This window comes from Kinneretia sp. DJ1R-11 (assembly GCF_025717595.1).
GTDB lineage: Bacteria > Pseudomonadota > Gammaproteobacteria > Burkholderiales > Burkholderiaceae_C > Paucibacter_A.
The window spans coordinates 609,264-634,256 of record NZ_JAJIRR010000001.1; the positions used below are offsets into that span (position 1 = coordinate 609,264).

Annotated in this window: 13 protein-coding genes; 5 read left to right on the forward strand and 8 right to left on the reverse strand. The window is 65.7% G+C overall.

The features are described 5' to 3' along the window. The first annotated feature begins 81 nt into the window (after positions 1-81). The 5 genes from LNV23_RS02585 to LNV23_RS02605 all read left to right on the forward strand — a co-directional run bounded on the left by LNV23_RS02585 (position 82) and on the right by LNV23_RS02605 (position 13,238). Complete coding sequence (locus LNV23_RS02585) at positions 82-4,779, forward strand: beta strand repeat-containing protein (RefSeq protein ID WP_263561514.1); 4,698 nt, start codon at positions 82-84, stop codon at positions 4,777-4,779. 34 nt (positions 4,780-4,813) lie between these two features. Beyond that, on the forward strand, positions 4,814-5,683 hold the full coding sequence (locus LNV23_RS02590; protein ID WP_263561515.1) for a hypothetical protein: 870 nt from the start codon (positions 4,814-4,816) through the stop codon (positions 5,681-5,683). 46 nt (positions 5,684-5,729) lie between these two features. Beyond that, positions 5,730-8,501: a beta strand repeat-containing protein gene (locus tag LNV23_RS02595; protein ID WP_263561516.1), complete on the forward strand. Its 2,772-nt coding sequence runs from the start codon at positions 5,730-5,732 to the stop codon at positions 8,499-8,501. Positions 8,502-8,643: 142 nt separating this feature from the next. After that, positions 8,644-12,294 carry a hypothetical protein gene (locus tag LNV23_RS02600; RefSeq protein WP_263561517.1) on the forward strand — a complete coding sequence of 1,217 codons (3,651 nt, stop codon included), beginning with the start codon at positions 8,644-8,646 and terminating at the stop codon, positions 12,292-12,294. Next, a complete protein-coding gene (locus LNV23_RS02605) occupies positions 12,291-13,238 on the forward strand; it encodes an OmpA family protein (protein ID WP_263561518.1) in 948 nt (315 codons plus the stop codon). Before LNV23_RS02600 ends, LNV23_RS02605 begins: the two co-directional genes overlap by 4 nt. Positions 13,239-13,500: 262 nt before the next feature. On the opposite strand, the gene LNV23_RS02610 is transcribed toward LNV23_RS02605, so the two are convergent. From LNV23_RS02610 to LNV23_RS02645, 8 genes are all read right to left on the reverse strand, one after another. Further along, a complete protein-coding gene (locus LNV23_RS02610) occupies positions 13,501-15,204 on the reverse strand; it encodes a M14 family metallopeptidase (RefSeq protein WP_263561519.1) in 1,704 nt (567 codons plus the stop codon). Between the two features lie 103 nt (positions 15,205-15,307). Next, on the reverse strand, positions 15,308-16,084 hold the full coding sequence (locus tag LNV23_RS02615; protein WP_263561520.1) for a LytR/AlgR family response regulator transcription factor: 777 nt from the start codon (positions 16,082-16,084) through the stop codon (positions 15,308-15,310). A gap of 28 nt (positions 16,085-16,112) precedes the next feature. Continuing rightward, a complete protein-coding gene (locus LNV23_RS02620) occupies positions 16,113-17,273 on the reverse strand; it encodes a sensor histidine kinase (protein ID WP_263561521.1) in 1,161 nt (386 codons plus the stop codon). Then, entirely contained in the window at positions 17,270-18,406 is a 1,137-nt protein-coding gene (locus tag LNV23_RS02625; protein WP_263561522.1) for a sensor histidine kinase, read from the reverse strand. Before LNV23_RS02625 ends, LNV23_RS02620 begins: the two co-directional genes overlap by 4 nt. Continuing rightward, positions 18,403-19,512 (reverse strand): sensor histidine kinase, encoded by a 1,110-nt coding sequence (locus LNV23_RS02630; RefSeq protein WP_263561523.1) that lies wholly within the window; start codon positions 19,510-19,512, stop codon positions 18,403-18,405. Before LNV23_RS02630 ends, LNV23_RS02625 begins: the two co-directional genes overlap by 4 nt. 95 nt (positions 19,513-19,607) lie before the next feature. Next, positions 19,608-20,363: a class II glutamine amidotransferase gene (locus tag LNV23_RS02635; protein WP_263561524.1), complete on the reverse strand. Its 756-nt coding sequence runs from the start codon at positions 20,361-20,363 to the stop codon at positions 19,608-19,610. Between the two features lie 99 nt (positions 20,364-20,462). Continuing rightward, positions 20,463-21,731 (reverse strand): NAD(P)/FAD-dependent oxidoreductase, encoded by a 1,269-nt coding sequence (locus LNV23_RS02640; protein ID WP_263561525.1) that lies wholly within the window; start codon positions 21,729-21,731, stop codon positions 20,463-20,465. A 150-nt stretch (positions 21,732-21,881) separates the two neighbouring features. Beyond that, on the reverse strand, positions 21,882-24,968 hold the full coding sequence (locus LNV23_RS02645) for a TonB-dependent receptor (protein ID WP_263561526.1): 3,087 nt from the start codon (positions 24,966-24,968) through the stop codon (positions 21,882-21,884). Positions 24,969-24,993: the final 25 nt, after the last annotated feature.

Sequence of the window (24,993 nt, forward strand, 5' to 3'; positions counted from 1 at the left end):
GAAGTTCTTTCAAGACGGAGCCAAGCCGCCGCCACAAACCCAGTGCGGCAAGTCCGGAGCGCGATGGCTGCGAAACCCTCTTTGACACGCCTCACCCTGGCCTTGCTGCCCTTGCTGTACATCGGCCACGCTCACACGGCCACGGTCACCTGGGTTGCCGGCCTCGAAGGGAGTTGGAGTTTGGCATCCAACTGGAGCGGGAATGCCCTGCCCACAGCACTTGACGACGTGCGCCTGGGGCCGAGCAACGTCTCCATCGACGGGTCGCAGGCAGCAGCTAGTCTGATCGGTACGGGCGCCCTGCGCATCAACCGATTCAACGCCAGTTTGACACTCAGCGGCTCGGCAGAGCTCGGCAGCTTGGAACTGGAGTTGGGCAGCTTCAACAGCCAGGGCAGCACAAGGGTCAGCGGACGCTTCCTATGGGAGGAAGGCGTTTTGTCAGGCGCCGGCAGCACGCTCGTGCTGGGGCCATCCCAATTGGGGAGCGGCCTATTTGAGCGGCGCAGCCTCACGGGCGGACACACGCTGACCCTGGCGGGCAATACGGTGCAGGGCGGCAACCATGGCCAGGACATCAGCGGCGGCAGCCGCATCGTCAACCAAGCCAGCTGGCTAGATCAAACGTCCGCCAACATCGATTTCGGATCCGTGCTGTCCAGCACAGGCCCAATCAATCACTTCGACAACCAGGGAAGCTTCATCAAGTCCGCCGGCTTCACGACAACTTTCAATGACGGTGTTGCGTTTAACAACAGCGGCCGGGTGGACGTGAACGGCGGCACCCTGCGCCTCTTCGGGGGCGGCAGCAGCACCGGCAGCATCCAGGTGGCCGAGGGCGCCACCTTGGCCTTTGGCAACGGCAGCACCTTCACCCTGGGCCCAGCGGTCAGCAACGCCGGCACCCTGACGATCGAGGCCAATGTCCGCGCTGCGCAAGGGCTGCAACTGGCCGGCAACGTCGCCGTGAACTCGGGCGAGCTGAGCCTCGGCGCGGCCAGCAGTTTCGTCAATGTGAGCCTGAATCGCCTCGGCGCCATCACCTCGTCTGCGCCCCTGCTCGTGACTGGCAACTTGGACTTGACGGGCGGCTTCCTGAGCGGGTCTGGCACGACACGTTCGACCGGAGAGTTGCGGATTTCGGGCAGCGACAGCAAATTCCTCAACCTGTCCAATCTGGTCGCGGCCGGCAGCACCCGGCAGACGGGGACGGGGCGTGTGGCGATCGGGGGCGCTGTTCAGAACTTGGGGACTTGGTCGGAGCAGGCGACGAGCAACAACCTGATCGACGGCATCGGCGGCGGCGCCAGCTTTGACAACGCAGGCACTTTCAACAAAGACTCTGCCTTCATCACCACCCTGGGTGGCAATGGCCTGGTGTTCAACAACACCGGCACGGTGAATGTGAATGCCGGCACCTTGCGCATTGCCGGGGGAGGCGGCGGCAGTTTCAGTGGGCAGATCCTTGTTAGACCCGGCGCGACACTTGAATTTGGCGGCACGGGCGTCTTCGACTTGCGCAACCAAGTCAACAACGCCGGAACCGTCACCATCAGCGGGGGCACAGTCAACGCCTCAAGCTCTCTGAATTGGGTCAGCGGTCAGACGGTGTTGGATGGTGGCGCGCTGAACCTGAGCGCAGGAAGCACCTTCGCAGCGCTGACCATGAATGATGATTCGGTTCTCGGCATCTTCAACACCGTGGCACGGGTCCAAGTGATGCAATGGAACGGGGGACGCCTGATGGCTCGGGGCACTACCGTTGTGGACCGACTCACCTTGGACGGCCAGACTGTCAAGACTGTCGACGCCGTCCACTCACTGAGTCTGCCCGGCACCACACTGCTCAATGCGGGCACCCTGCTGATCAATTCGCCATTCAGCCATGACAGCCGTGGCCATTTGTCCATCGCCAGCGGCGCCGAACTGCAGGTCAACCACGCCAGCTTCACCAACGCCGGCACCCTGGCCGGCTCGGGCACGGTGCGCGCGCTGGACACCCTCAGCAACTCTGGCGTTCTGGCACCCGGTGGGGCGGGCCAAGTCGGCCAGTTGCAGCTGTTGGGCAACTTGGCCACCCACGGCAGCTTGCAGGTCGAGCTGGGCCGCAGCAGCGCCGACCTGCTGGCGATCAGTGGCAATGCGGACCTAGGCGGCACGTTGACTTTCTCCGTGCTCAGCGGCCAGCGCCTGCAGCGGGGCAGCAGCTTCACGGTCGTGAGCTGGGGCCAGCGCACGGCCGGCAGCGAGTTCGCCAGCCTGGACTTCTCCCAAGCCTCAGGCTACCGCTTCGCCACGGCCTACGGCGCCAAAGGCCTGGACGTGACCGTCACGGCCGTACCCTTCAACTGGACCGGCGCCGCCAGCGGCGGCTTCTGGGACGTGACACAGAACTGGAACAACGGCAGCGATGGCCTGCCGCAAGCGGGCGACACGATCCTGCTGGGCAGCGCCGACACCCGCCTGCGCACGACCCAGGCAGTGGGCGAGATCACCGGCACCGGCACGCTGCGCCTGGACGGAGGCAGCCACCTGATCCTGAGCGGCAGCAGCAGTGGCCGTGTTGGCGGCCTGGCGCTGCTGCAGGGCGAACTGAGCAACCAAGGCCGCTTGGTGGCCAGCGGCGAAAGCAGCTGGGTCGGCACCCTCTTGCGTGGCAGCGGCGGCGTCACCCGCATGGAAGACAGCCTTGCCATCGCGGGCCCCAACTTTGATGGCACGCCGACCCTGCTCGACAACCACACGCTGGAGATGGCCGGCACCACGACCTTCACCGGCCGGCGCGGCCTCTCCATCGGCCAGGGCTCACGCCTGGTGAACGAAGGCACATGGTTGGACCAGGCCAGCGCCAACGTCAACTTCGGCAACTTCAACGGCGGCGCGAACGGTGTCTTCGTCAACCAGGGCACCTATATCAAGGCCTCGACCTTCACCACCGAGATCGGCAACGGCCTGAAGCTGAACAACACCGGCACGGTCAAGGTCGAAGCCGGCCTGCTGCGGATCAGCGGCGCCGACAGCAGATCCACCGGGCATCTCGACATTGCCTCGGGCGCCGAGCTCAGCCTGCTCAGTGGCGACCTGAAGCTGGGCGGCACCGTGAAGAACGCCGGCACCCTGAGTTTTGACGGCGGCGTGGTGACGCTGACGGGCGACGTTACGCTGCAAAGCACCGGCCTGACGCGGCTCAAGGGCACGATCAGCAACACCAGCGCCTTCGTCATCGACGGCAGCACCGACTGGATGGAAGCCAACCTCACCGGCAGCGGCAGCACGCGCATGAACGGTGCCGTGACGCTGTCCGGCAACAGCGGCCGTGGCCTGACCGGCGGCCAGACCTTGGAACTGGCCGGCAGCACCACGCAGACCGGCACCGGCAGCCTCAACACCGGCGGCGGTTCGCGTGTGGTCAACCTCGGGACCTGGGTGGACGCAGCCAACGGCAATGTCGGGCTGGGCAACTTCGCGGGTGGTGCGGTCAGCCGCTTCGACAACATCGGCACCTTCACCAAGACCTCGGCCTTCGTCACCGACATCGGCAATGGCCTGCTGCTGAACAACACCGGCGCGATCAACATCAAGGCCGGCACTTTGCGCATCAGCGGCGACGCCAGCCTCACGGCCGGGCAGATCCAGATCGCCAGCGGCGCCATGCTCGACCTGCCCAGCGGCAGCATCGCACTCAAAGGCACGATTCAGAACGCGGGCAGCTTGGCCCTGAATGGCGCCACGGTCTTGGTCGCGGACAGCGCCACCGTGCAAGGCGGCCTGACAACGCTCAACAGCAGCACGGTCCACAACACCGGCCGGCTCGTGCTGAGCGGCAACACCGACTGGCTGATGGCCCACCTGACGGGCAATGGCAGCACGCGGATGGAAGGCGCCGTCACGCTGTCGGGCAGCAGCGGTCGCGGCCTGACCGGCGGGCAGACGCTGGAGTTGGCCGGCAGCACCACGCAGACGGGCACCGGCAGCTTCAACACCGGCGGCGGTGCGCGCGTAGTCAACTTCGGCAGCTGGGTGGAGGCGGCGAACGGCAACGTCCACCTCGGCAACTTCCAAGGCGGTGCAGCCAGCCGCTTCGACAACCAAGGCAGTTTCACCAAGACCTCGGCCTTTGTCACCGACATCGGCAACGGCCTAGCGCTGAACAACACCGGCACCATCAAGGTCAACGCCGGCACGCTGCGCATCAGCCAGGCCTTCAACAACCAGGGCCAGCTGAACGTGGCGGCCGGCGCGGAAGTTGCCAGCACCGTCGTGGACTTTGCCAACGCCGGCACCCTGGCCGGCGACGGCACGGTGCGCATGGTCAACGCGTTCTCCAGCCTGAGCAACACCGGCATCTTGGCGGCCGGCGGCCTGAAGGACGCAGGCACGCTGAGCCTCGTGGGCGGCCTGACGCAGCAAACCGGCGGCATCTTTCTGGTCGACCTGGGCAGCACGGCGGCCGGCGGCTTTGATCTGCTGACCATCAGCGGCGCGGCCTCGCTGGCCGGCACCCTGGCCGTCAACCTGCTGGACGGCGCGCACTTCAATGTGGGCGACAGCTTCACCGTCATGACCTGGAACCAGCGCCTGAACAACAGCCAGTTCGCCGGCCTGGACCTGACGCAGGCCGGCGGCTACGACTTCGCGACCGAGTACGGCGCCAACGGCCTGACGCTGCGCGTGACGGCGGCCGTGCCCGAGCCGGGCAGTTGGGCGCTGATGGCCGCAGGCCTCGCGGGCTTGGGCTGCTGGAGCCGGCGCCGGACGGCCACGCGCCGCAGCGCCTGACCCCCGCACAACGAGCGCCACCAGGGAGACCGCCATGTCCAAAGCACTCGATGAGTTGCTCACCAAACTGCCGCAGTGGCTGGGCCAGTTCACGCACTGCCTGACCCACCCCAGCCAGGTCTTGAGTGAGCAACTGGCCACGCCCGCCACGCCGACGGCCGACGACAAACCCGCGCCCCATCCCGTGACGGACGGGGCGGCCTTTCTCATCCTGTCCTTCGCTGTGGCAGCGGGCGTGAGCATCGCGTTCCCGGTGGCCAGCATGTCGTCACTGGAGGCAGTCAAGGCCGACGGCCCGCTGGCCCAGAGCGCGGGCGTGCTGCGCGATCTCTTCGTCCTACTGGGCGCCGCAGCCCTGGTGCATGGCGGCAGCCGGCTGCTCGGCAACCGCCAGGGCTTTGCCGGCTTTTTCCGTGCGGTGGCACGCTTCAGCGGCGTCACCCTGGTGCTGATGGCCCTGGTCGGCGCCCTCACCAACCTCGGCATGGCCGACCCGACGGTGGCGCGCAACTGGCAGGAGCTGCGGCAACTGACCGAGGCCTTCGCCGCGCCAATGGAAACGGTGCTCTGCAAGATCGATCCCAAGACCGGACAACTGCCACCGGGCACCGATCTGGGCGCCTTCAAGCCCGAGGCCCTGCTCCAGGCCCAGGCCCTGTTCCAGGAGACCATGAGCCGCCCGATGGTGCTGATCGCCGCCGGCCTGCAAACCCTCTGCCTGACTGCCCTCTGCCTGTGGCTCGGCTGGGTGTGGTGGCGCTACCTGCGTATCTGCGGTCTGAGCCCCGCGCGCGCCCTCGCTGCCAGCGCCCTAGGCGCCGCCGCGCTGGGTGCCAGCTACTTGCTGCTGTCGCTGATCGACGGCGGGCAGATGAACTCCCAATTGATGCAGCGCTGTTCGTGAACACGTGCTCGCTGGCCCTGATCCCCGAAAGCACTCTGGAAAACCGATGAAACCCTTGACCATCAAACACACCGCCCTTGCCTTGGCGCTCGCGCTGGCCAGCGCCCAGGGCGCCTGGGCCGGCACCACCACGGTGGCGCTCACCGGCAGCGCCGCGCCCGGCACGGGCAGCGGGGTGAGCTTCGCCAGCCTCAACGTACCGCAACTCAACAGCACCGGCCAGGTGGCGTTCAGGGCGACGCTCAGTGGTGCGGGCGTCACCGGCAGCAACGACGGTGGAATCTGGCGCGACGGCAGCTTGATCGTGCGCGAGGGTAGCGCAGCGACTGGCGCCGGCAGCGGGGTGAGCTTCTCCGCCTTCAGTTCGATCCAACTCAACGCAGCCGGTCAGGTTGCGTACTCAGCGGCATTGAGTGGCAGCAACATCACACTGGGCAAGAACGACAGGAGCCTGTGGCTCGGAAACCAGCTGATCGCACAGACGGGCAATGCGGCTCCAGGCGCGGACAGCGGCGTCACCTTCGCTTCCTTCAGCCCCGGGAAACTCAACGCGGCAGGTCAGGTGGCTTACCAAGCCCAGCTCACAGGCCCAGGCATCAGCCTGGGCACTGATTCCGGCATCTGGCGTGACAGCAACTTGGTGGCGCTCGAAGGCAGGCCAGCGCCCGGGGCTGGCAGTGGTGTGAGCTTCTCCTTCCTGGAACTTGAAGATTTCAATGCGGCAGGTCAGGTGGCCTACCGGGCCAACCTCACTGGCACGATCGTCAGCTCGGTCAACGATGTCAGCATCTGGCGAAACAACGCCTTGATCGCCCGCGAAGGCAGTAGCGCCCCGGGTAGCGTCGCCGGGCTGAACTTTGGCAACCTCACCTCGCCCCAGCTCAACGCCTTCGGTCAACTGGCCTTCCAGAGCGCGCTCACCGGCACCGGCGTCGTCACCAACGCCAACGACATCGCCATCTGGCGTGGTGACACCTTGATCGCCCGTAGGGGCGAGGCCGCCCCCGGCACCGCCAGCGGTGTCAGCTTCATCTCTTTGCTCGCGCCAAAGATCAATGACGTGGGCCAGGTGGCTTTCGGAGGCGTTCTCACCGGTGCCGGCATCTCGCCGGACAACAGGGTCGGCATCTGGCGCGACACCACGTTGATCGTTCGCAGCGGCCAGACCGCGCCCGGAACGAGCGGCGGGGTGCGTATCGCCGACATAGGCAGCAACCCCGAGCTCAGCGCGGGCGGCCAGGTGAGCTTTGCAGCGGACCTCGCGGGCACGGGCGTCTCGAGCGCCAACGATCGGGCGCTCTACGTGGCCGACGGCGTGGAGTCCATCCTCGCTGCCCGTACCGGAGACGCCCTCGCTGGATCCACGATCATTTCACTCGCGACCTCCAGCGCGAGCTTCAACGACAAAGCCCAGCTGGCCTACCAAGCCACCCTGGCCGACGGGCGCTTCGGCGTGTTCCTGTTCACCCCCACACTGCACTGGCGCAGCGGCACCGGCGGCAACTGGGACGACGCCGCTCGATGGACACTGGGCGTGAACCCGAGCGACGTGCACGACGTGATCGTGGACGCCGCCAGCAGCCTGGGCATCACCGGTCCCAGTGGCGCCGTGAAGCTGAAGTCCTTGCAGGTCGGCACCGGCGCCGGCCTGGTGACACTGCAGATGGCCGGAGGCTCCTTCGACGCAGCGGACCCCGTGGTGATCGGCCCGCGCGGCGTTCTGACCGGCACAGGCAGCTTCTCGCGCCTGGTGATCAACCAGGGCACGGTGCAGGCCGACCGTCTCGTGATGAGCGAGAGCCTGAGCAACGCCGGCCTCGTGCGCGGCGTGGCCGGTGGCCCGCGCCAAGGCGCAGGCCTGGAGGCCAACCTGCTCAACCAGGCCGGCGGCCGCGTGCTGGTGCAGCCGGGCGAGACGCTGCAGCTGCGCGGCGCCAGCCACCGCAATCTGGGCGTGTTCGAGATCAACCAGGGCCGGCTGGAAGTGACGGGCAGCCTGCTCAACGGCAGCGGCGGCCTGATCGACCTGAACGGCGCCACCGCCGTGGCCAGCGGCGCCTGGAACAATGCCGCCGGCGCACGCATCCTGCTGGGCAATGCCCGGCTGACGGTCAGCGGCGGGCTCAGCAATTCAGGCCAGCTGCTGGTCACCTCGGGCGATAGCGATGTGTTCGGCGACCTGAGCAACGAGACGGGCGGGCAGATCATCTTGTCGGGCCAGGGCAGCACCACCTTCTACGACGCCGTGGAGCTGCAGGCGAACAGCGAGCTGCGCACTTCGGCCGGCGCCACCGCCGTGTTCTTCGGCGCCGTGGCGCAGCGCAGCGGCGCCCTGCTCAGCGGCACGGGGCACAAGTACTTCGAAGGCGGTTTCAGCGTCGGCAACTCGCCCGGCCTGGGCGAGGACGGCGGCGATGTCAGCTTTGGCGCCGCCAACGTCTATCTCGCCGAGCTCGGCGGCACCGAGCTGGGAAGCAGTTATGACCACTACCGCGTGGCCGGCACGCTGACGCTGGGCGGCACGCTCAGGCTCGCCTCCTTCGCCGGCTTCAGCGGCCAGGCGGGGCAGAGCTTCGATCTGTTCGACTGGGGCACGCTGCAGGGCCAGTTCAGCAATATCGACAGCAGCGGCCTGCTGCTGGCCGAGGGCACGCAGCTCGATCTGTCGCGCCTCTACATCGACGGCGTGATCGGCGTGACGGCCGTGCCCGAGCCCGCGCAATGGGCTTTGATGCTGCTGGGCGGCCTGGGCTTGCTGGCCTGGCGTCGCAAAGGAGCGCCGCGGAGTGTTTGTTCGCTTTCGCGACGAGACCTCTGACCCTCCACCGAGCGTGGACAGTTCGATAGATGGTGTCCTCGCCCTTTTCTTGCAGCGACACATACGCTGAGCCCCAACCTGCCGCAGATCCTGCGAGCCGCTGCGCAGCTGCTGCGCGAAGAAAAAAGAAAGCGACTGAGCCATGCCAAATAGTCTTGTACTCAAAGGCGAGGTCTTCTCGCTGGACGCCTCCGCGGGCTTTGATGAAGGCCTGATCCGAGGCAATGTAGGAGCTGGCGCGCGACTCCAGTTCGACACGCAGCAGAGCCTGTGCCACGGGCTGGCGGTGCAAGCGGCCGCGCAGGCCCGGGCCGATGCTTCCGCGCAGCTCGGTCTGTTCGGTTTGCTCTCGGGTGAAGCCGAAGGCGCCGCCTTCGCCGCTGCTGGCGTCAAGCTGGTCGCACAGGCCACGATCGACCCTTTCGACAAGGCGGGCCTGGAAATCAGCGTGGAGGCCTATGCAGAGGCCTCCGTCGCAGGCCGGCTGGCGGTGTCCTTGGACTTCCAAGACCTGGCCCGACTGGCCTCCGAGAAATTGGACGGGCCGGCCCTGGAGATCTTTCTCGCCCTGTTGCGCGAGATCAAGCTGGGCGCTGGCGTGTGGGCGCGCATCGCCGCCGCTGCAATGGCTCGCGGGCATCTGACCCTGCAACTGAGCCTGGCGGACGACGACAAAGCCGGCTTCGTGATCGCAGGCAGCCTGGCGGCCGGCGCCGGTGTCGGCATGGGCGTGGACGTGTATGCCGGCGCCCGCTTCGAGAGCCCGAAACGCTTCTTCCTGAATGCGGTGGACATCGCCATGGGCGCGCTCGTCACCGAGGCGCGGCGCTATCTGCCGCCCAGTCTGCGTGTGCACCTCGCGGCCCTGGAGTTCGCGCTGCCGGCCTTGCTCAATGCCTCGTATGAGATCGCCCAGATCGACTCCGCCAAACTGGGCGCAAATCCGGCGCTGGCTGGCGAGGTCTTTGCAGCCTGCATCACGGCCGAGTTGCAGAGATTCGTGCTCGACAAGCTGGCACTTGGCGCAGCCACCCTGGTCGCCGCACGGCTTGACGCGATCGCGAACCGCCTTTCGGCAGCGCCGCTGCCTGACGCAAAGGCGCGCGCCGCGGCTGCTGCCGTGCGGGCTGCCATGGAGCTTCTGGAGGGCAAGGCGCTGACGCTGACCAGCGCCAGCGAGGCCCTGCCCGCGCTCGTGGCCGTACTCGACGCGGTGGACGCGGCCGGGCGCAGCATCTGGCGCCCTGCGCTGGCCGCCATGTGGCTCAGCCTGGCCGCTGCCGACGCGCTGCGCAAAGGTGTGGTCGCCCGTACCGCCAGCGCCAGTGCCGGCGTCATCGGGCTGGCGACGCAAGTCTCGCAGGCGATGTCGATCGAGATCCGCGATGTCCCGGCCTTTGTCCAAGATGAGCTGCAAGCGCGGCTCGGCATCCCGCGCTCCAGCAAGCTGGACTTCAAGATTCTGGTCGCTTGGCTGGTCGATACCAAGTTGCTGCCGCAGCTGCGCATGGCGGTCCCCGAGGTCTCGCCGCTGCTGGACCTGATCGAGCGCGAACTCGACATCTCGGATGTGCTCACGGCTGCGCTTCGAGGTGACATCAAGGCCGCCTACCCGCCTTGTCGTGCTCTGGCTTCGCGCCTGCTTGACGAGTTGCTGATCAAGCGGCTGTTGCCACAGATCGCGAGCCTGATGCCGGACAACGAACCGGGGCGTTTGTGGGCCGAAGAAGTGGCTGGCCCCAGCTTGCTCATGGTGCGCAACTTCGTGTTGTCGCGCCTGGACGATGCCGTGGCCGGCCGGCTCTTTCAGCAAGAGCCGCTGCGTGCCGCCCTGGGCCTGATGGTGGGCAAGATCGTGATCAGTCATGTGGTGGTGCTGCAAGACATCCTCGTGGACCACATTCGAGACAACGTGGCACAGGCGGCCCGAGATCTGTCTGATCAACTCAGGGACGGGAAGCGCACGCCGCTGGTCAACGCATTCAACACCCTCGCCCAACCTCTGTTGGCGGTCGCCAGCACGGTCATTCCCAAGGCTGTGGTCTTGGAAGCCAGCCAGGAGCTGGCTGCTGATCTCTTGCTGGTGCTGGCCAGCGCGACCGGCGAACAGGTGTGGACCGACGCCCGCCGGGCGCAGGAGCGCGATCTGCTGCGCCGCATCCTGTTCAGCGTCTACGGAGAGGCCGACAAGGCTGACCCCAACACCTTCATGGCCGATGTGGCCGCCTGCACCTATTTGCCAGCGCCACAAGCCGTGTTTGACATGGTGAAGCTGCAAGCCGAGATGATGGCGGCCACCCTGGGTCACACCTTGCCCGCCACGCTGGCAGCGATCGACCGCTTCTTCAGAAGACTGGGTGACAGCGCCATTCAGCAGATTGAAACTGGCATGGCTGCTGCCCTGGCCAGCTTGCGCGACGACCTGGTCGTGATCGGCAAAACCCTGGTGGCGCTGGGCCGACAAGCGGAAGCGCGGCTGGCCGAGGTCGAGCGCTTCACGCGCGAGATTTCCCGGCAGCTCGGCATTGCCGCGACGGCGTGCCGATCGGCCGCCAGGCGCAATCAGATCCTCGACCGGCTGCAACGTGAGGGTGCAGCCAACGCGCGCACTCTTGCACGGCAGGTGCCCGGCTTCGGCATGCTGCCCCGGGAGGCCCGGGCATTGGCACTGACCGCGGCAACGAATGCATTTGGGACCGGCTTCGCGGCCGTCAGGCCCGCCCTCAATGGCGTGCTTCAAGTCTTGGGCGAAGTCGGGGACGACATCGCCCGGCTGTTCGCGGCTGCGGCCGATCTGGCGGCCTTCCTGGCCAGTTTGACCAAAGCGATCACCGACCGACTGAACGCCGCCGTTCGCGCATTGGCGAATCTGAAACTGCCGCGTGAGATTCCCATCCAAGCCATCATCGACGCGGCAGTATCGACCCTGAGCAATTTGCCCCTGATCCGTGATGCCCTGAGCGCCGCATTCGGGGCTCGCCAGAACGAGCAAACGGCCAAAGATCGTCTGCGCCAGATTCGCACCGAGATCGCGAAAAAGGAACTGCTGCAAGACGCCAAGGAGAAGGCGCTGGATGCGGCAACGGTGGGCGGTGCGCTGGGCCTGAGCATCTGCAGCCCGGTCGGCGTGTCGACAGATCCTCAAGCCAACTGCACGTATCACACCAACATCCCGCTGCGCATCACCGTCGCGGGCATTTCTGCAAAGTCCAACAAGGCCATGGACGGCCGGGTGGTCCTGCTGCTCAACGGTCAGCCACTCACCGTTCCGGACAGCGCCTGGCAACTCGACAAGGGGCTGTTCCGCCTGTCGCATTCGCTGAGTGTGTCGAACCCGGGCGTCAAGCCGGGGCTCAATGTCTTGGAGTGCGCCTGCGCCGGCGGGGGGCGCCCGGCCCAACGCGCGCGTAAGACCTTCCTGGTGAACAAGACCGCCCCACCGACCGACGGCCTGAGGGTGAGCGTAGCGAACGGCGCCATCGTGATCAGCGGCAATGCAGCAGCCGCGACACTGCAGGGCTGGCGGGTGATCGTGCCCGGTGGCCGCGTGTTCACCGGCGTTTTGAAGCCAGGGACGCCCACCATCATCAGCAAGCTGGTCAGCAAGCCCACAGCGGGCGCTGGCCCGAGCCCGGTACTGCGCCCCTCCCTACCGACGACCATTTCAATCCCAAGCATCGGCCTGAACACCGAGCTGCGCCCCGTCACATTGGCCCCATGCTTGAGAGCCATCACCGTGATCGACGCCGCCGGACGCCACCGCCTGGACCACTTGACTGGAGACGAGCAATGAGCAGCAGCCAATTCATGGCCCCTTTGAAGCCTGCCTTGAACCGCCTGCTGGGCGTGCTGGAAGACCGGCCCTTGGACGGACGCACGATGAACACGACGTCCATGTTGACCGACTTCGGCATCAACAGCGCGGCCTTGACCGCCGAACACGATCGGCAGATCGCGGAGATCGCGGCGTTCATGCTGAAGCGGCCGGAGGCCTGCATCGTCAGCCTCGTCGGCCGGGCCAGCCAGACCGGCCCTGAAGCCAACAACCGTTCCTTGGCCGCAGCCCGAGCCGAGCAGGTGGCCCTCGCGCTGCTGGCGCACGGTCTCGCACCCTCTCGCATCGGTGCGACCCTGTCCAATGGCTCCCGCCTGCCCTTGATCAGCATCCCGGGACAAGAGGCGGGCCTGAACCGCAGCGTCGAGCTGATGCTGGAATGGCCGGCTCGCATGGCCAGCCCCGCACCGGCGGCCACCGCCGCCACGTCGACCGACTGGGTGCTGGATCTGACGCTGAGCATGACCGTCTCTACCGGGCGCCTCAAATTGCCCCTGGCGGGGCAGGTGCAGCTCGGAGAGCTCAAGCGCCTGGACGCGTCGGGTCAGGTGCTGGAAACCAAGAGTGCCCATCTGTTCATGGGGGGCTTGGATTGGGGCACCTCGTTCAAGGAGATCGAAGCCTTGCCCATCTTTGCCTCCTTCTCGACAGGCACGGGGCTGGGAGGCGAAATCTACATGCCGAACCCACCGGGCGCCGTCGATGCCAGCTGGTTCGATGGTCGCTGCGTGATGATCTTCGGCATGTCGGCCAGCGTCGGCGTCGGCCTTGAGGGCACGGTCCTGCTGTTCCCCAGCGCCGGGGAGTGGCCGGGCACCTTCTACGCGCAAGTCACGACCGGCTTTCAGGCAGGGGCCAGCGTTCTGACCGCACTGGTGGGCGTGCTCACGATTGGCGACTGATGCTGTGGTTCAGGCGCCGTGCGGACGCTGCGCGCTCAGCCCACCCGCTGGCAGGCGGTCGGGCCTTCGATCGGCGTCCGACAAGCCACTTGGCCGAACCCGGACACGGACAGTCCTGAGGACTGTCCGTGCCTGGCGAGGGCCAAGGCCTCTGGCCTTGGCTTGTCCTCGGTCCTCGCTGCGCGCTCAGCCCGCCCGCTGGCAGGCGGTCGGGCCTTCGATCGGCGTCGGACAAGCCACTTGGCTTGTCCTCGGTCCGATCTCAGTCCAGCACCACCTCGGTCCGCACGGTGCCCGCCCGATCGGCGCTGGCGCTGAGTGCCAGCCGCGTGCCCTTGGGCGCGCGCACCACCCATTCGCCGATGGCGCGGTCGGCGGTCAGCTCGCGGCTGGCCAGGAAGGCGAGCTGCGAGCTCTTGGGCGCATGGCCTTCCAGCTGCGGGCCTTCCATGCGCTCCTTGCCACTGACCAGGCTGACGGTGGCATCGCCGGGCGGCAGGTGGATCTCGAACATCACGCCGCGCACCACCTTGCGCTCCAGCGCGCGCTGGGTGACATAGGCCGGCAGATAGCCGCTGTTGGCCACGGCCAGGCGGATGCGCCAGCTGTCGGGGCCGAGCGCGCGCACCTCCGTGCGCAGCAGCTCCAGCTTGGGCAGGCTGAGCGCGATCTGGTTCATCCAGGCCGGGAAGCGCGCGGCCTCGCGCTCGCGCAGGGCGGGCGGCGGGTTGCGCCAGTAGTTCATCTTGTCCCAGCCACCGATCTCGACCTGGCCCAGCTGCGGGTGCAGAAAAGGTTTCCAGTCCACATGGGCCTGGCCACCGCATTGCTCATCGCTCCACTTGAGCAGCTTGAGGTCGTCCTCGACGGGGTGGTCGCGGTACCAGTCGATCCATTTGTAGCCCTCAATGCCAGCTTCCTTGTTGGGCGACCAGAGCTCGACCACCCAGAACAAGGCGCCCAGGTGCTCGTAGACCCAGTCCTGCGTGCCGGTGATGACATCCTTGGGGTGGTATTTGAAATCGTGCCAGATGCTGACGGCGGGGTAGCCGCTGAGCTTCTCGCCGAGGGCCGAGAAGCGTTTGTAGCTCCACAGGTCCTCGGGGATCATGTCATCGTCGCTCTGCGTGCCCATGGGCCGCAGGATCACGCCGCTGTGGGTGTGGAAGCTGATGGCTGCGCCGATATTCGGGTGGCTGCTGATGAACTCCACCATGGCCCGCACCTCGGGCTCGCTGGTCGGGAAGGGGCCGGCGCCCAGCTGCTTGTACTCCTGCCGCCATTCGCTGGGGAAGTTGCGGTTCAGGTCCAGGCCTTCGCGGTCCTTGTTGACGGTGACGGTCAGGCCGTCGTGGTTCTTGATGAAGCCCTCGGGGATCAGGCGGTAGTAGTCGCCGCCGAACTCGCCGGGCTCGCGAGCCACCATCAGGCGCGGCTCGGTCGGATGCTTTTTGTAAGTGCCATGCGGGTCGGGCACGCGCATGCTGAGGATGCGGCCGTCGCCGTCCACGTCTTCGGGGGTCAGGCCGTCGACCGGGTGCTCGTCATAGGGATAGGGCCGGGTGCTGGAGCGGATGTGGCGGGGCCGGTCGGCCAGGGCCAGCTCGGCGCCATCGGGATTCAGGCGCGGCACCATATAAATGACCCGGCTGTCGAGCAGGTAGGTGATCTGCGGGTCGACCGCAAAACCGCTGAGCAGCTGGTGCAGGTAGTACAGGCAGGTGGTCGAGGCGGTCAGCTCAGCGGCGTGGATATTGCCGTCCAGCCAGAAGGCGGGCTTGTCGATGTCAGCGCCGCTGGCGGTGTTGGTCAGCACCAGCACCCAGATGTCGCGGCCCTCATGGCTGCGGCCAATGGAGCGCACCGAGACCAGATTGGGCCGGGCTTCGGCGTAAGCGAACAGCAGCTCGGTGAGGGCTTCGTAGCGGTAGAACTGGTCGAATCGGGGGGTGGGCAAGGCGGCCATGGCTGCTCGTGGGTATGCGGTGCCGGCCATTGTGCCGAAAGCCCGTGGCCGTTGACCCCGGGGCTGACCCTGCCAAGACGGGCGCAGCCGCCTGGCGAACGCTTCACTGCCCCTTGAACAAACCCTGGAACTGGCGCGACACCGGCAGCTTTTCTTCGCGGCCTTTGAGCGTGATGTGCATGGAGTTTTCGTCCACGCGCACGGCGCTGGCGATGTGGCGGCTGTTGACCAGCACGCTGCGGTGCACCTGCCAGAACAGCTCCGTGTCCAAGGTGGTCAGCAGCTCCTTGAGCGGGGTGCGGATCAAGGCCTCGCCGCCGTCGAAGACGACCCGGGTGTAGCGGTTGTCGCTCTCGAAATAGACCACGTCTTCGGGCGCGATCAGCTTGATCTCGCGGCCCAGCGAGGCCTGGATGGGCTTGGGCTTGTGCGGCGCCACGGCGGGCAGCAGCTGCCGGAGCAGGGCGTTCAAGTCGGGGCCACTGCCACCCTCTTTTTGCAGCCGGGTCTTGAGCCGCTCGATGGCCTGGCCCAGGCGGGTGTCGTCCACCGGCTTCATCACATAGTCGACCGCACCGGCATCAAAAGCCGACAGCGCATGGTCACCAAAGGCGGTGACAAAGACCACTTGCGGCGGGCTGGCGGTGGCGGCCATGCGGCGGGCCACTTCGATGCCGGTCAGTCCCGGCATACGGATGTCGAGGAAGCAGACCTGGGGCTCATGGGCCAGGAAATCGTCCCAGGCGTCGACACCATGCTCGCTGGCGGCCACGATCTGCAGCTCGGGCCAGAGGCGCTGCAGGGCGGCACGCAGCTGCTCGCGCGGGCCTTCTTCGTCGTCAGCAATCAGGGCGGTGACAGCAGGTGTGGCGATATTCATCAAAAGTCCTCGCAGAGTTCAGTCAAGTTCAGCTTCGGGGCTGCGGCGCACGCACCCAGACCAGCGCCCGGCAGCCGCCCTCAGGCCGGTGGCTGAGGCTCAGCTCGGCATGTTCGCCGAAGGCCTGCCAGAGGCGCAGGCGGCTGTTCTGCAGGCCCAGGCTGGCCTGGGCATCGCGCAGCATGGCAGCCGGGTCCAGCGGCGGCAGCTGCAAGAGCGCGTCCGAGGGCCCGGGGCCATCGTCCAGCACCTCGACACACAAGCCGCCCTCGGCATGCAGGTAGGCGCGCAGCTGCAGCTCGCCACCGCTGAGCTGGGCTTGCACCCCATGTTCCACGGCATTCTCCACCAGGGTCAGCAGCACGCCAGGCGGCAGCTGGGCGGCGGCGGCGTCCGGGGCGATATCGAGCGCAAAGCGCAGACGCCCGCCCAAGCGGGCCTGCATCACCTCCAGGTAGCGACGCACGGCCTCGGCCTCTTCGCCGACCGAGAGCAGGGGCCGGTCGAACAGGGGCAAGGTCGCGCGCAAATACGAGGTGAGTGACTGCAGCAAAGGCGCGGCGCGATCGTCCTTGACCGCCACCCAGTGCTGCAGCGAGGCCAGGGAGTTGAACAGAAAGTGCGGCTGGATCTGGGCGCTGCTGAGGCGCTGGGCCAGCTCCAGCTTTTGCTCGCGTAGCGCTTCATCGTGCAACCAGTCGGCCATGAATTCGTTGCGCCACATGGCCACGGCCCAGATGGCCATGGTGTAGACAAAGCCGATGGCGCAGCCGCGGATCAGCAGCTCATGGTTCCAGGGCTCATGCATCCACTGCTGAGGTTTGGACGCCATCATGAAACCGAATGCCGCGCCAAGCGGAACGGCGCTGAAGCCGTAGGCCCGATGCAGGCGCCTCTGGGTCGGGCGGCGCCACAGATCGGCACTGACCCACAGAGTCACCAGCCCCAGCAGCAGCGTGCCGCCAAAGACCAGGCGTGCGATGGCCAGGGGCAACTCCACGGCGGCAATCAGGGCGAGAGCCAGCACATTGACCACGGCCGCCACCTTGATGGTGGGCGAGATGCCCGGCAGACGATCCAGGCGCTGCCATTGCTCGGGGGTGAAGCTGTGACGCGGGCCCAAGAGAAAGACCAGGCGCCAATCCACTTCACGAAAGAATCCGCGCAGCTTCGCAAACGAGTTTTTCATGACGAGGCCCCCGTTTCCGAAGACCAAGGCAGCAGCAATTCGGCCACGCAGCCGCCCTGCTCGCTGTTGCGCAAGCTCAGCCGGGCAGCCTCGCCATAGGTCTGTGCCAAACGCAGGCGGGAATTGCTCAGGCCCACGCCGCGGCCGGCGCCGGCGGGTGGCAGCGGCTCGGACAGGCCCGGGCCGTCATCGATGACTTGCAGGCGCAAGACCTGCCCCGCTCCGGCCTCGCCCTCGCGCCGCGCTTCGATGCGCAGCAGTGCGGCGCCCAGCTTGGGCACCACGCCATGCTCGATGGCGTTCTCGACCAGGGTCAGCAGCAGGGCTGGCGGCAGCTGGACAGCGCGCAGCGCCTCGGGCACCTCGATCTCCACCTGCAGGCGTGCACCCAGCCGCGCCTGCATCACCGCCAGGTACTGGCGCACCGCCTCCAGCTCCTCACCCAGGCTGAGCTGGCGGCGGTTGAACAGCGGCAGGGTGGCGCGCAAATAAGCAGTTAGCGCATCCAACAAAGGTGCGGCGCGGGCATCGCCCTGGTGCACCCAGTGCTGCAGCGAAGCCAGCGAGTTGAAAAGGAAGTGGGGCTGAATTTGGGCTTGCGCCAGCTGGGCCTGGGCGGCCAGCGCCAGCTCGCGCTCGGCCAGTTCGCGCTGGCGCGCGCTGATCTGGTGGCGGCGGTACATGGACAAAAAACTGATGCCACCCAGCACCATCAAGCCCAGACCGAGAAACATCAGACGCAGCCATTCGCTCTCGCCGCCCTCGCTGCCATGCTTGATCAGCAGCGCGAACAGCACCATGGCGATGGCGCAGCCCAGGGAACTTCGGACGATGCGCTCGGAGCTGGGCCGCGCCCAGACCCAGCGCGCCAACCAGGCAAAGCCCGCGGCCGATGAGCCCAGCATCAGCAGCAGCAGGCCGCGCGCGGACGCGCTCTGCACCGGCCAGATCGACATCAAGGTCAGCAAGGTCGAGGTGAAACCCAGCGGCCACCACAGGGCCAGCCCACCCAGGGGCTGCAGGCCCAGCCGGCGCATGCCGGCCTCGTCGGGCAGGCGATCGCTGGCGCTCTCGCAAGGCATCAGGCGGCGCCGCGTGGCGCGCCAAAGCGAGGCCACGGCGGCCAGGCTCATGCCGACGCTCCCGAGGCAGGCCAAGGAATCTGCACCTGGGCCAAGGCGCCCGGCGCACGCGGCAGCAGGCGCAGGCTGGCTTGTTCTCCGTGCAGCTGGCGCAGGCGGTCGCGCGAATTGCTCAGACCCAGGCGTTCGACCGGCTCGGCGCTGCTCAGGCCCATGCCGTCGTCTTCCACCTCCAGCACCACCTGCTGATCCTGGCGCCAGGCGCGCACGACTACGCGGCCGCCGCGCAGGGCTGGCTCGATGCCATGCCCGATGGCGTTCTCCGCCAGGGTCAGCAGCAAGCCTGGCGGCACGGCCACAGCCTCCAGGCCCGGTTCGATTTCCAGCTCCCAGCGCAGGCGCTCGCCCAGGCGGGCCTGCATGACCTCCAAATAGCTGCGCACGATTTGCAGCTCCTCGGCCAGACTCAGGCTCTCGCGCTCGAACATGGGCAGGGTGGCGCGCAGGTACTGGGTGAAGGCGCGCAAGGTGCCGCCGGCGCGCGGGTCTTGGGTGTCCACCCAGTGCTGGACCGACGCCAAGGTGTTGAAGAGGAAGTGCGGCTGCATCTGCGCCGTGGCCAGGCGACGGGCCAGCTTGAGAGCATGGGCTTGCTCGTCGAGCTCACGCAGGCGGGCCTCGATCTGCTGCACGCGGATGACAGTCAGGAACAGAAAGGAGGTGTAGACGACGAGAAAGACCGACAGCCCGAACACGGCGAAGAACTTCACGACGCGGCCATACTGGGCGGCCTGCTCAGCAAGTAGGGGCCGGCCAAGCAACGCCACCACCAGTGCCACGGAAAAGGCCATGCCGTAGCTGATCAGGTTCAGCCTGCGCCGGCTCGGGTGGCGCCAGAGGCTGCGCGCCAGGCCGAGCACGCCCAGGGTCACGCCCATGGCCGCGATGCAGATCAACAAGACCCAATGGCGCGACATCTCCCGGTAATTGATGGCCAGCAGCACCAGCACATTGCTGAGCACGTAATAGTCGATCGAAACCGGCCAAGGCTGCTGGCCGGCGCGCGCCAGCTCGTCTTCGCTGAAGACACGGCGCGGGCCGGGCCAGACCCATTGGGTCCAGTCCAGCACCAAGTGGGTGGGATGATCGTGCGACATGGCCGGCAGTCTAGGCCAGCGCAAAGGGCGCGGGCGCGCTCAGGCGGCGAATGGCAGCATGTTGCGGCGAATGGCGGGCCACGCCTCGCGCCCGCTCAGCCGAGCAGCTCGCCACCCACGAAGACCTTCAACTCCCCGGGCTGGAAGGCCACCCAGGGCTCGTCGCGCGTCAGCGGCTGGGTGGCCACCATGGCCACGCGGTCCTGCGCGGTGGTGTCGGGCGCGAAATCGACGCTGAGGTCTTCGTCCTGCAGGTGAACGCGGCCGAAGGGGTGGCGGCGCAGCAGGTAGTGCAGGTGGGTGGAACCATGGGCCCAAAGCGCCTGGCCATTGGACAGCAGCATATTGAAAGTGCCGTAAGCATTCAGCTGGGGCATCAGTTCGGCCAGGGTCAGGCTCAGCTCGGCGATGCTGGGCACGGTGCAATGCGCTTTGGCCAGCTCCTGCATCAGCCAGCAAAAGGCCAGCTCGCTGTCGGTCTGGCCCACCGGCCGGAAGGCGGCATGCAGGCGCGGCTGGAAATCCTTGAGGTTGCCATTGTGGGCAAACACCCAGTAACGACCCCAGAGCTCGCGCACAAAAGGATGTGTGTTCTCCAGCGAGACCTGACCCTGGGTGGCCTTGCGGATGTGGGCAATGACGTTGTCGCTGCGGATCGGGTAGCGCTGAACCAGCTCGGCCAGGGGCGAGACCCGGGCGCTGTGGTGGTCGACGAAATGCCGCAGGCCGCGGCCCTCGAAAAAGGCGATGCCGAAGCCGTCCTTGTGCTCATCGGCGCGATTGGCCAGACCGGTGAAGCTGAACATCACATCGGTGGGCGTGTTGGCGTTCATGCCGAGGAGTTGACACATGGGGCGGGGGTGAATCGTGAATCGTGAATCGTGAGTGGTGAGGTGCTCGAAGAATTGGCGTATTGCGATTCACCATTCACGATTCACCATTCACCAAACTCACTCCAAAAACAGCCGCCTGAAGCCCTTCAGGCTGATCAGATTGCCCGGATTGCTGGTTTCATTCAAGACCCCGCTCATGCGCTGCACCAAGCGCGGGCTGCGCCGAGCGCGCCAGATCAGCAGATCGACCAGCCAGGGGTGAGCGTTGACACGGTTGGCGCGCTCGTACAAGTCGAACTTGGGCTTGAGCGCGCGCAGGCTTTCCTCGTAGGCGGCGCGCACCTGAGCGTCCTGCCAGTTGCGGCTGCGGCCCAGCAGCAAGGCATCGGCCGCCAGCATGCCAGTTTCCATGGCCTTGCCAATGCCTTCGCCGGTGAAGGAGTAGGTGCTGCCGGCGGCTTCACCGGTGACCAACAGTCCGGGGCGGCTCCAGCGCGCCCCGTTCAGGGTGCAACGCAGCGGCGCGCCCTTGAGATCGCCGACCAGCTGGCCTTCACGCATCAGCTCGGCCGCGGGTGGGTAATTGGCAACAAAGGCATCGAAGATGGCGCGCAGATTGAGCTCTTTCTTCTCGCCCTTGCCACCCACAGCCTTGTGACTGTCAGTGACGCCGACGCCGATATTGAAGCAACCATCGGGCGCCGGAAAGATCCAGCCATAACCCGGTCGCACCGATTCATGCCAGACCACGTCCATGGCCTTGATGCGGCCCACCAACGAGGGCGCACGCACATAACCCCGCAGGGCCACGCCACTGGGCGTGTGGCGCTCGCACAGGCCCGCGGCCGTCAGCGCCTTGGGCACGGCACCGGTGGCCAGAATCACCCAGTCGGCGTGAACCTCGTGCTGCTGATCAGCGATCTTGAGCCGCGCGCCACAGACCCGGCCTTGCGCATCCTCCAGCGGCGCTTCAAAACGAGCGGGGGACAGGAAACGCGCACCGGCATCCTGCGCCGCCTGGCACAGCATCTCGTCCAGCTCCCGGCGCGGCAGCACCGCCAGCGTGCCCGGCACCTCGATGCGCCCGCCCCGCGGGCCGACGCAGGCCACATGCTGGACCGGCTGCGCCCGCGCCATCACCTGCTCGAGCAGGCCCAGGCGGGCCAGGGCGGCGTGGCTGTCCGGGATCAGGCCATCACCGCAGATCTTGTCCCGGCCCTGAGGCTGCTGGTCGACCAGCAGCACGTCCAGTCCCGCTTGCGCCAGCACGCGCGCGCAAGCGCTGCCGGCTGGGCCGGCGCCGATGATGAGGACGCCGCAGCGCTCGGGTGGCGCCTCCACAAAACGGGGGGGAGGCTCGTCAGAGAACATCACGGGTACGGTCATGGTCTGGGGCTGGGGCTGGGGTTCGCATTCTATGCAGCACAGCTCTATCAAGTGGGCAGGCTGTAACGCAAAAGGCCCACAACCTTTCGATTGCGGGCCCGACCATACGGGATAGCGCCTTTGAACGCGCTACCTCGGTGCTGTCAACGATCAGAACTTCTTGTTGTACACCGCAGTGAACTGCATACGACGAGGCGCCGTTGTGCTGATGGTCCGGCCATAGTCCGGGCTGACCACTGACTTGTCAGCGCCGTTGTACACCTCAATCACGTTCTGCGTGACCTGCTGGTTGGTCACGTTAAAGATGTCCAAAGACAACTCAAGCCCCTTCAGCATTTCCGGCTTGTGTGTCACACGCAAGTCCAGACGCTGCGTCCAAGGCAAACGACCCACCGAGCCGCGAGGCGACACCTGACCTGCGCAGTAGTGATACGCAGAGCCATAGCCGACTGGATCGGTTTCTGTGGCGCCGTAGAGGCCCAAACAATTGACCGGGCGACCCGATTGGATAGAGGCGGAGCCGCCCACATCCCACTGAGGATTGATACTCACGAAGCCATTGGCGCGGATCATGTGGCGGCGGTCACCTGGCAGGTAGCCAGATGCGTATTCCATCAACTCATAGTGATCCCAAGCTTGTGTCGCAGCAATGTCGGTTTGCGCCACATCTGACAATGTTTGACCTTCCGTGTTGCCCTTGTTCTTGGCCCAGGTGTAAGTCACCTTACCGTACCAGCCGTTGCGGTAAGGATGCTCCAGCGTAAAGTCCAAAGCGGTATAGGTTCGCTTGGCCTTGTCCAGATTGAAGTCCTTTCCAGTCAAGGTGACTTCGGTATACGTCTTGCCAGCGTTCGGGCCGCCATTCTTGAAATCAACCAAGAACTTGTTGGTCAAACCGGGGTTGAAGCTGGCGCAACCAAAGCCATCCCATTCGCTGGTGTCGACCTTGTTGTCAGTCGCCCATTTTTCAAACGGTGCCGCATCGCAGGTATCGTCAATGGTGCTCTTCAACACGCGGTGTGTGAACTTGACACCGGCGCGATAGTCCTGGAACAGAGCCTTCTCGAAGCCCAAGGTCAGCTCATCTTGGAATGAGGGCTTCATGTCCAGCGCCGCCACAACTTTGGCGTCCTTGGCTTGACCGTACTCATTGTTGGCCGAGTAGGGCTTGGCGATGTTGACACGGCCGGTCGGCTGACCATTGGCATCGACGCCTGTGTAAATGAACATCTCACGCGTGAAGGTAGAGCGACTTGCACCGCGCACCGCGATTGCCGTAGGAATCTGGATTGAGTAACGACCAGCACTGCCGTAGACCTTGGTGGAAGAGTCACCCACGGGGTCCCAGACAGCCGCAAAGCGCGGGTTGTACTGGTTCTTCATTTCCAGGAAGGCTTCTTTGTCGCCGTTCAAGTTCTGGTATGTTTCGCGACGCAGACCAGCGGTCAAGGCCAGACCCTTGACCGGCTGATACTTGTCTTCGATGTACTGCGCAGTCTGATCAGAGTAGGCGCTTGTGGTCGTGGTGAAAATCGTTTCACGGCCGTAGAAGCCTTGCTTAGCCAAGGGGCCGTAGGCAGGATTTGCCAACCAGATCTTGTCGCTCGAGCCGCCCAAGGGCCTGAAATTGGGGTTAGCCGCATTGGCTTCGCTGGTCTTCAGGTAAGTGATCGTCGAACCGGCGGCGAGGATAGAGCCGGCATTGGTCGATGCGAGCTTGTTATTGTCCAGACCCGCACGGATTGTGTGCTTGCCCAGGCGATACTCCAAGTCCAAACGGAAGCTGGTGACCTTGTCCTTCGATCCGGGCGCGAGCAAGTTCGAACCGGTGATTGGGTTCTTGACTGGAATCAAAAGGCCTGCTGGTGTGGCGGTGGTCGCATTGGGGCTGAAATTCACACCCTTGATGGCCGGGTCATAGCCCAGGAAGTCGTTCAAATGCTCCGTGGAACTCTTGCCATACAAGGCGGTGACGGTCAGGTCCTCCGTCAACTCACCTGAGTAGCGAAGGATGGCCATGTCCGCACCGACAGCCGTCTGATTGGGCACGTTGGTGTACATCTCAGCCGACTTCTTGACTGAACCAATATCACCCGTAGCGTAGCTATAGCTGTAGTAGGACCGCTCGATTTCAGGCTTGTCTCGGATCAGCGTCAGGTCCAAACGCTGTTGGTCGGTGATGTTGAAGTCGAGCTTACCCAATGCGCGCAGGGTCGACTGCTTATCCTTACGCCAGCCCCCGGACTCCATCGAAGACGCGGATGCAGCTGTGGTTTGGTTGACTTGGTCTGAGCGGAGCTCACGCTTCTCGACAGCAGCGAACACAAAGAGCTTGTCCTTGATGATCGGGCCGCCAACATAGCCACCGTAGGTGTACTCGGTGCGTTCCGTGTCGGAACGACGAAGGCGCAGCTTCCCATCAGTAGCCGGATTCTTGCCTGTGTTGGCGTAGTAAAGATCAACCGGCTTGTCGCGGAAGCTGCTGGGCGTGACCGAGTACTGAGCCCCGGCTTCCCACTCATTGGTACCAGACTTGGTGATGACGTTCAAAACGCCACCAACCGAACGGCCGTACTCAGCGCCGAAGCCACCATTGAGAACTTGTGCTTCAGCAATCGCACCGAACGGCAGTTCGGCCGAGCCCAGTTGATTCAGCGGATTGGTCGCAGGGAACCCGTTGATGTAATACGCATTCTCCGACGGGCCGCCGCCGGCAATGCTGATACCGCCCGAATAACGCGAATCCGCTTCAGTTGTACCCGGGGCCAACAAAATGATGGCGTTCAGGTTGCGCGCCACCGGCAATGCAGCCAGTTGTTGCGCGCTGAAGGTCGATCCCACATCGGCAGAGGACGTGTCGATGACCTTGCGGGAACCGGTCACCGTCACGGTCTCCATACGGGTACCAAACTCAAGGGCTGTGCCTTGACCAATACGAACTTCCACACTGGAAAGAACGCTCACCACCTTACCGTCTTGCAAGAGACTTGCCTTGTAGACACCAGGGGGCAAATTGCCGGCCACGATACGACCATCAGCGCCTGGAGCGATCGTGCGCTTGAAGCCGGTGGCTGTGTTCTCCAGCAGCACAGACGCGCCTTGGGTCTGGGCGAGAACACCATACACCTGGCCGGTCGCGTTCGACTGGGCCTGAACTAGGCCGGTACCCAAGGCCATGCTGGCGGCGATGGCAATGAGGCTGAGGCGCCCCACTGAGCGGATTTGAGATTTCGACATGCTGATCCCTCTTTCAATCAATTGC

Excerpts from the sequence above, each read along its gene's own strand:
- LNV23_RS02635 (WP_263561524.1), bottom strand. The coding sequence starts at position 20,363 with ATGTGTCAACTCCTCGGCATGAACGCCAACACGCCCACCGATGTGATG.
- LNV23_RS02645 (WP_263561526.1), bottom strand. The coding sequence starts at position 24,968 with ATGTCGAAATCTCAAATCCGCTCAGTGGGGCGCCTCAGCCTCATTGCC.
- LNV23_RS02595 (WP_263561516.1), top strand. The coding sequence starts at position 5,730 with ATGAAACCCTTGACCATCAAACACACCGCCCTTGCCTTGGCGCTCGCG.
- LNV23_RS02630 (WP_263561523.1), bottom strand. The coding sequence starts at position 19,512 with ATGTCGCACGATCATCCCACCCACTTGGTGCTGGACTGGACCCAATGG.
- LNV23_RS02590 (WP_263561515.1), top strand. The coding sequence starts at position 4,814 with ATGTCCAAAGCACTCGATGAGTTGCTCACCAAACTGCCGCAGTGGCTG.
- LNV23_RS02605 (WP_263561518.1), top strand. The coding sequence starts at position 12,291 with ATGAGCAGCAGCCAATTCATGGCCCCTTTGAAGCCTGCCTTGAACCGC.
- LNV23_RS02640 (WP_263561525.1), bottom strand. The coding sequence starts at position 21,731 with ATGACCGTACCCGTGATGTTCTCTGACGAGCCTCCCCCCCGTTTTGTG.
- LNV23_RS02620 (WP_263561521.1), bottom strand. The coding sequence starts at position 17,273 with ATGAAAAACTCGTTTGCGAAGCTGCGCGGATTCTTTCGTGAAGTGGAT.
- LNV23_RS02600 (WP_263561517.1), top strand. The coding sequence starts at position 8,644 with ATGCCAAATAGTCTTGTACTCAAAGGCGAGGTCTTCTCGCTGGACGCC.
- LNV23_RS02610 (WP_263561519.1), bottom strand. The coding sequence starts at position 15,204 with ATGGCCGCCTTGCCCACCCCCCGATTCGACCAGTTCTACCGCTACGAA.
- LNV23_RS02625 (WP_263561522.1), bottom strand. The coding sequence starts at position 18,406 with ATGAGCCTGGCCGCCGTGGCCTCGCTTTGGCGCGCCACGCGGCGCCGC.
- LNV23_RS02615 (WP_263561520.1), bottom strand. The coding sequence starts at position 16,084 with ATGAATATCGCCACACCTGCTGTCACCGCCCTGATTGCTGACGACGAA.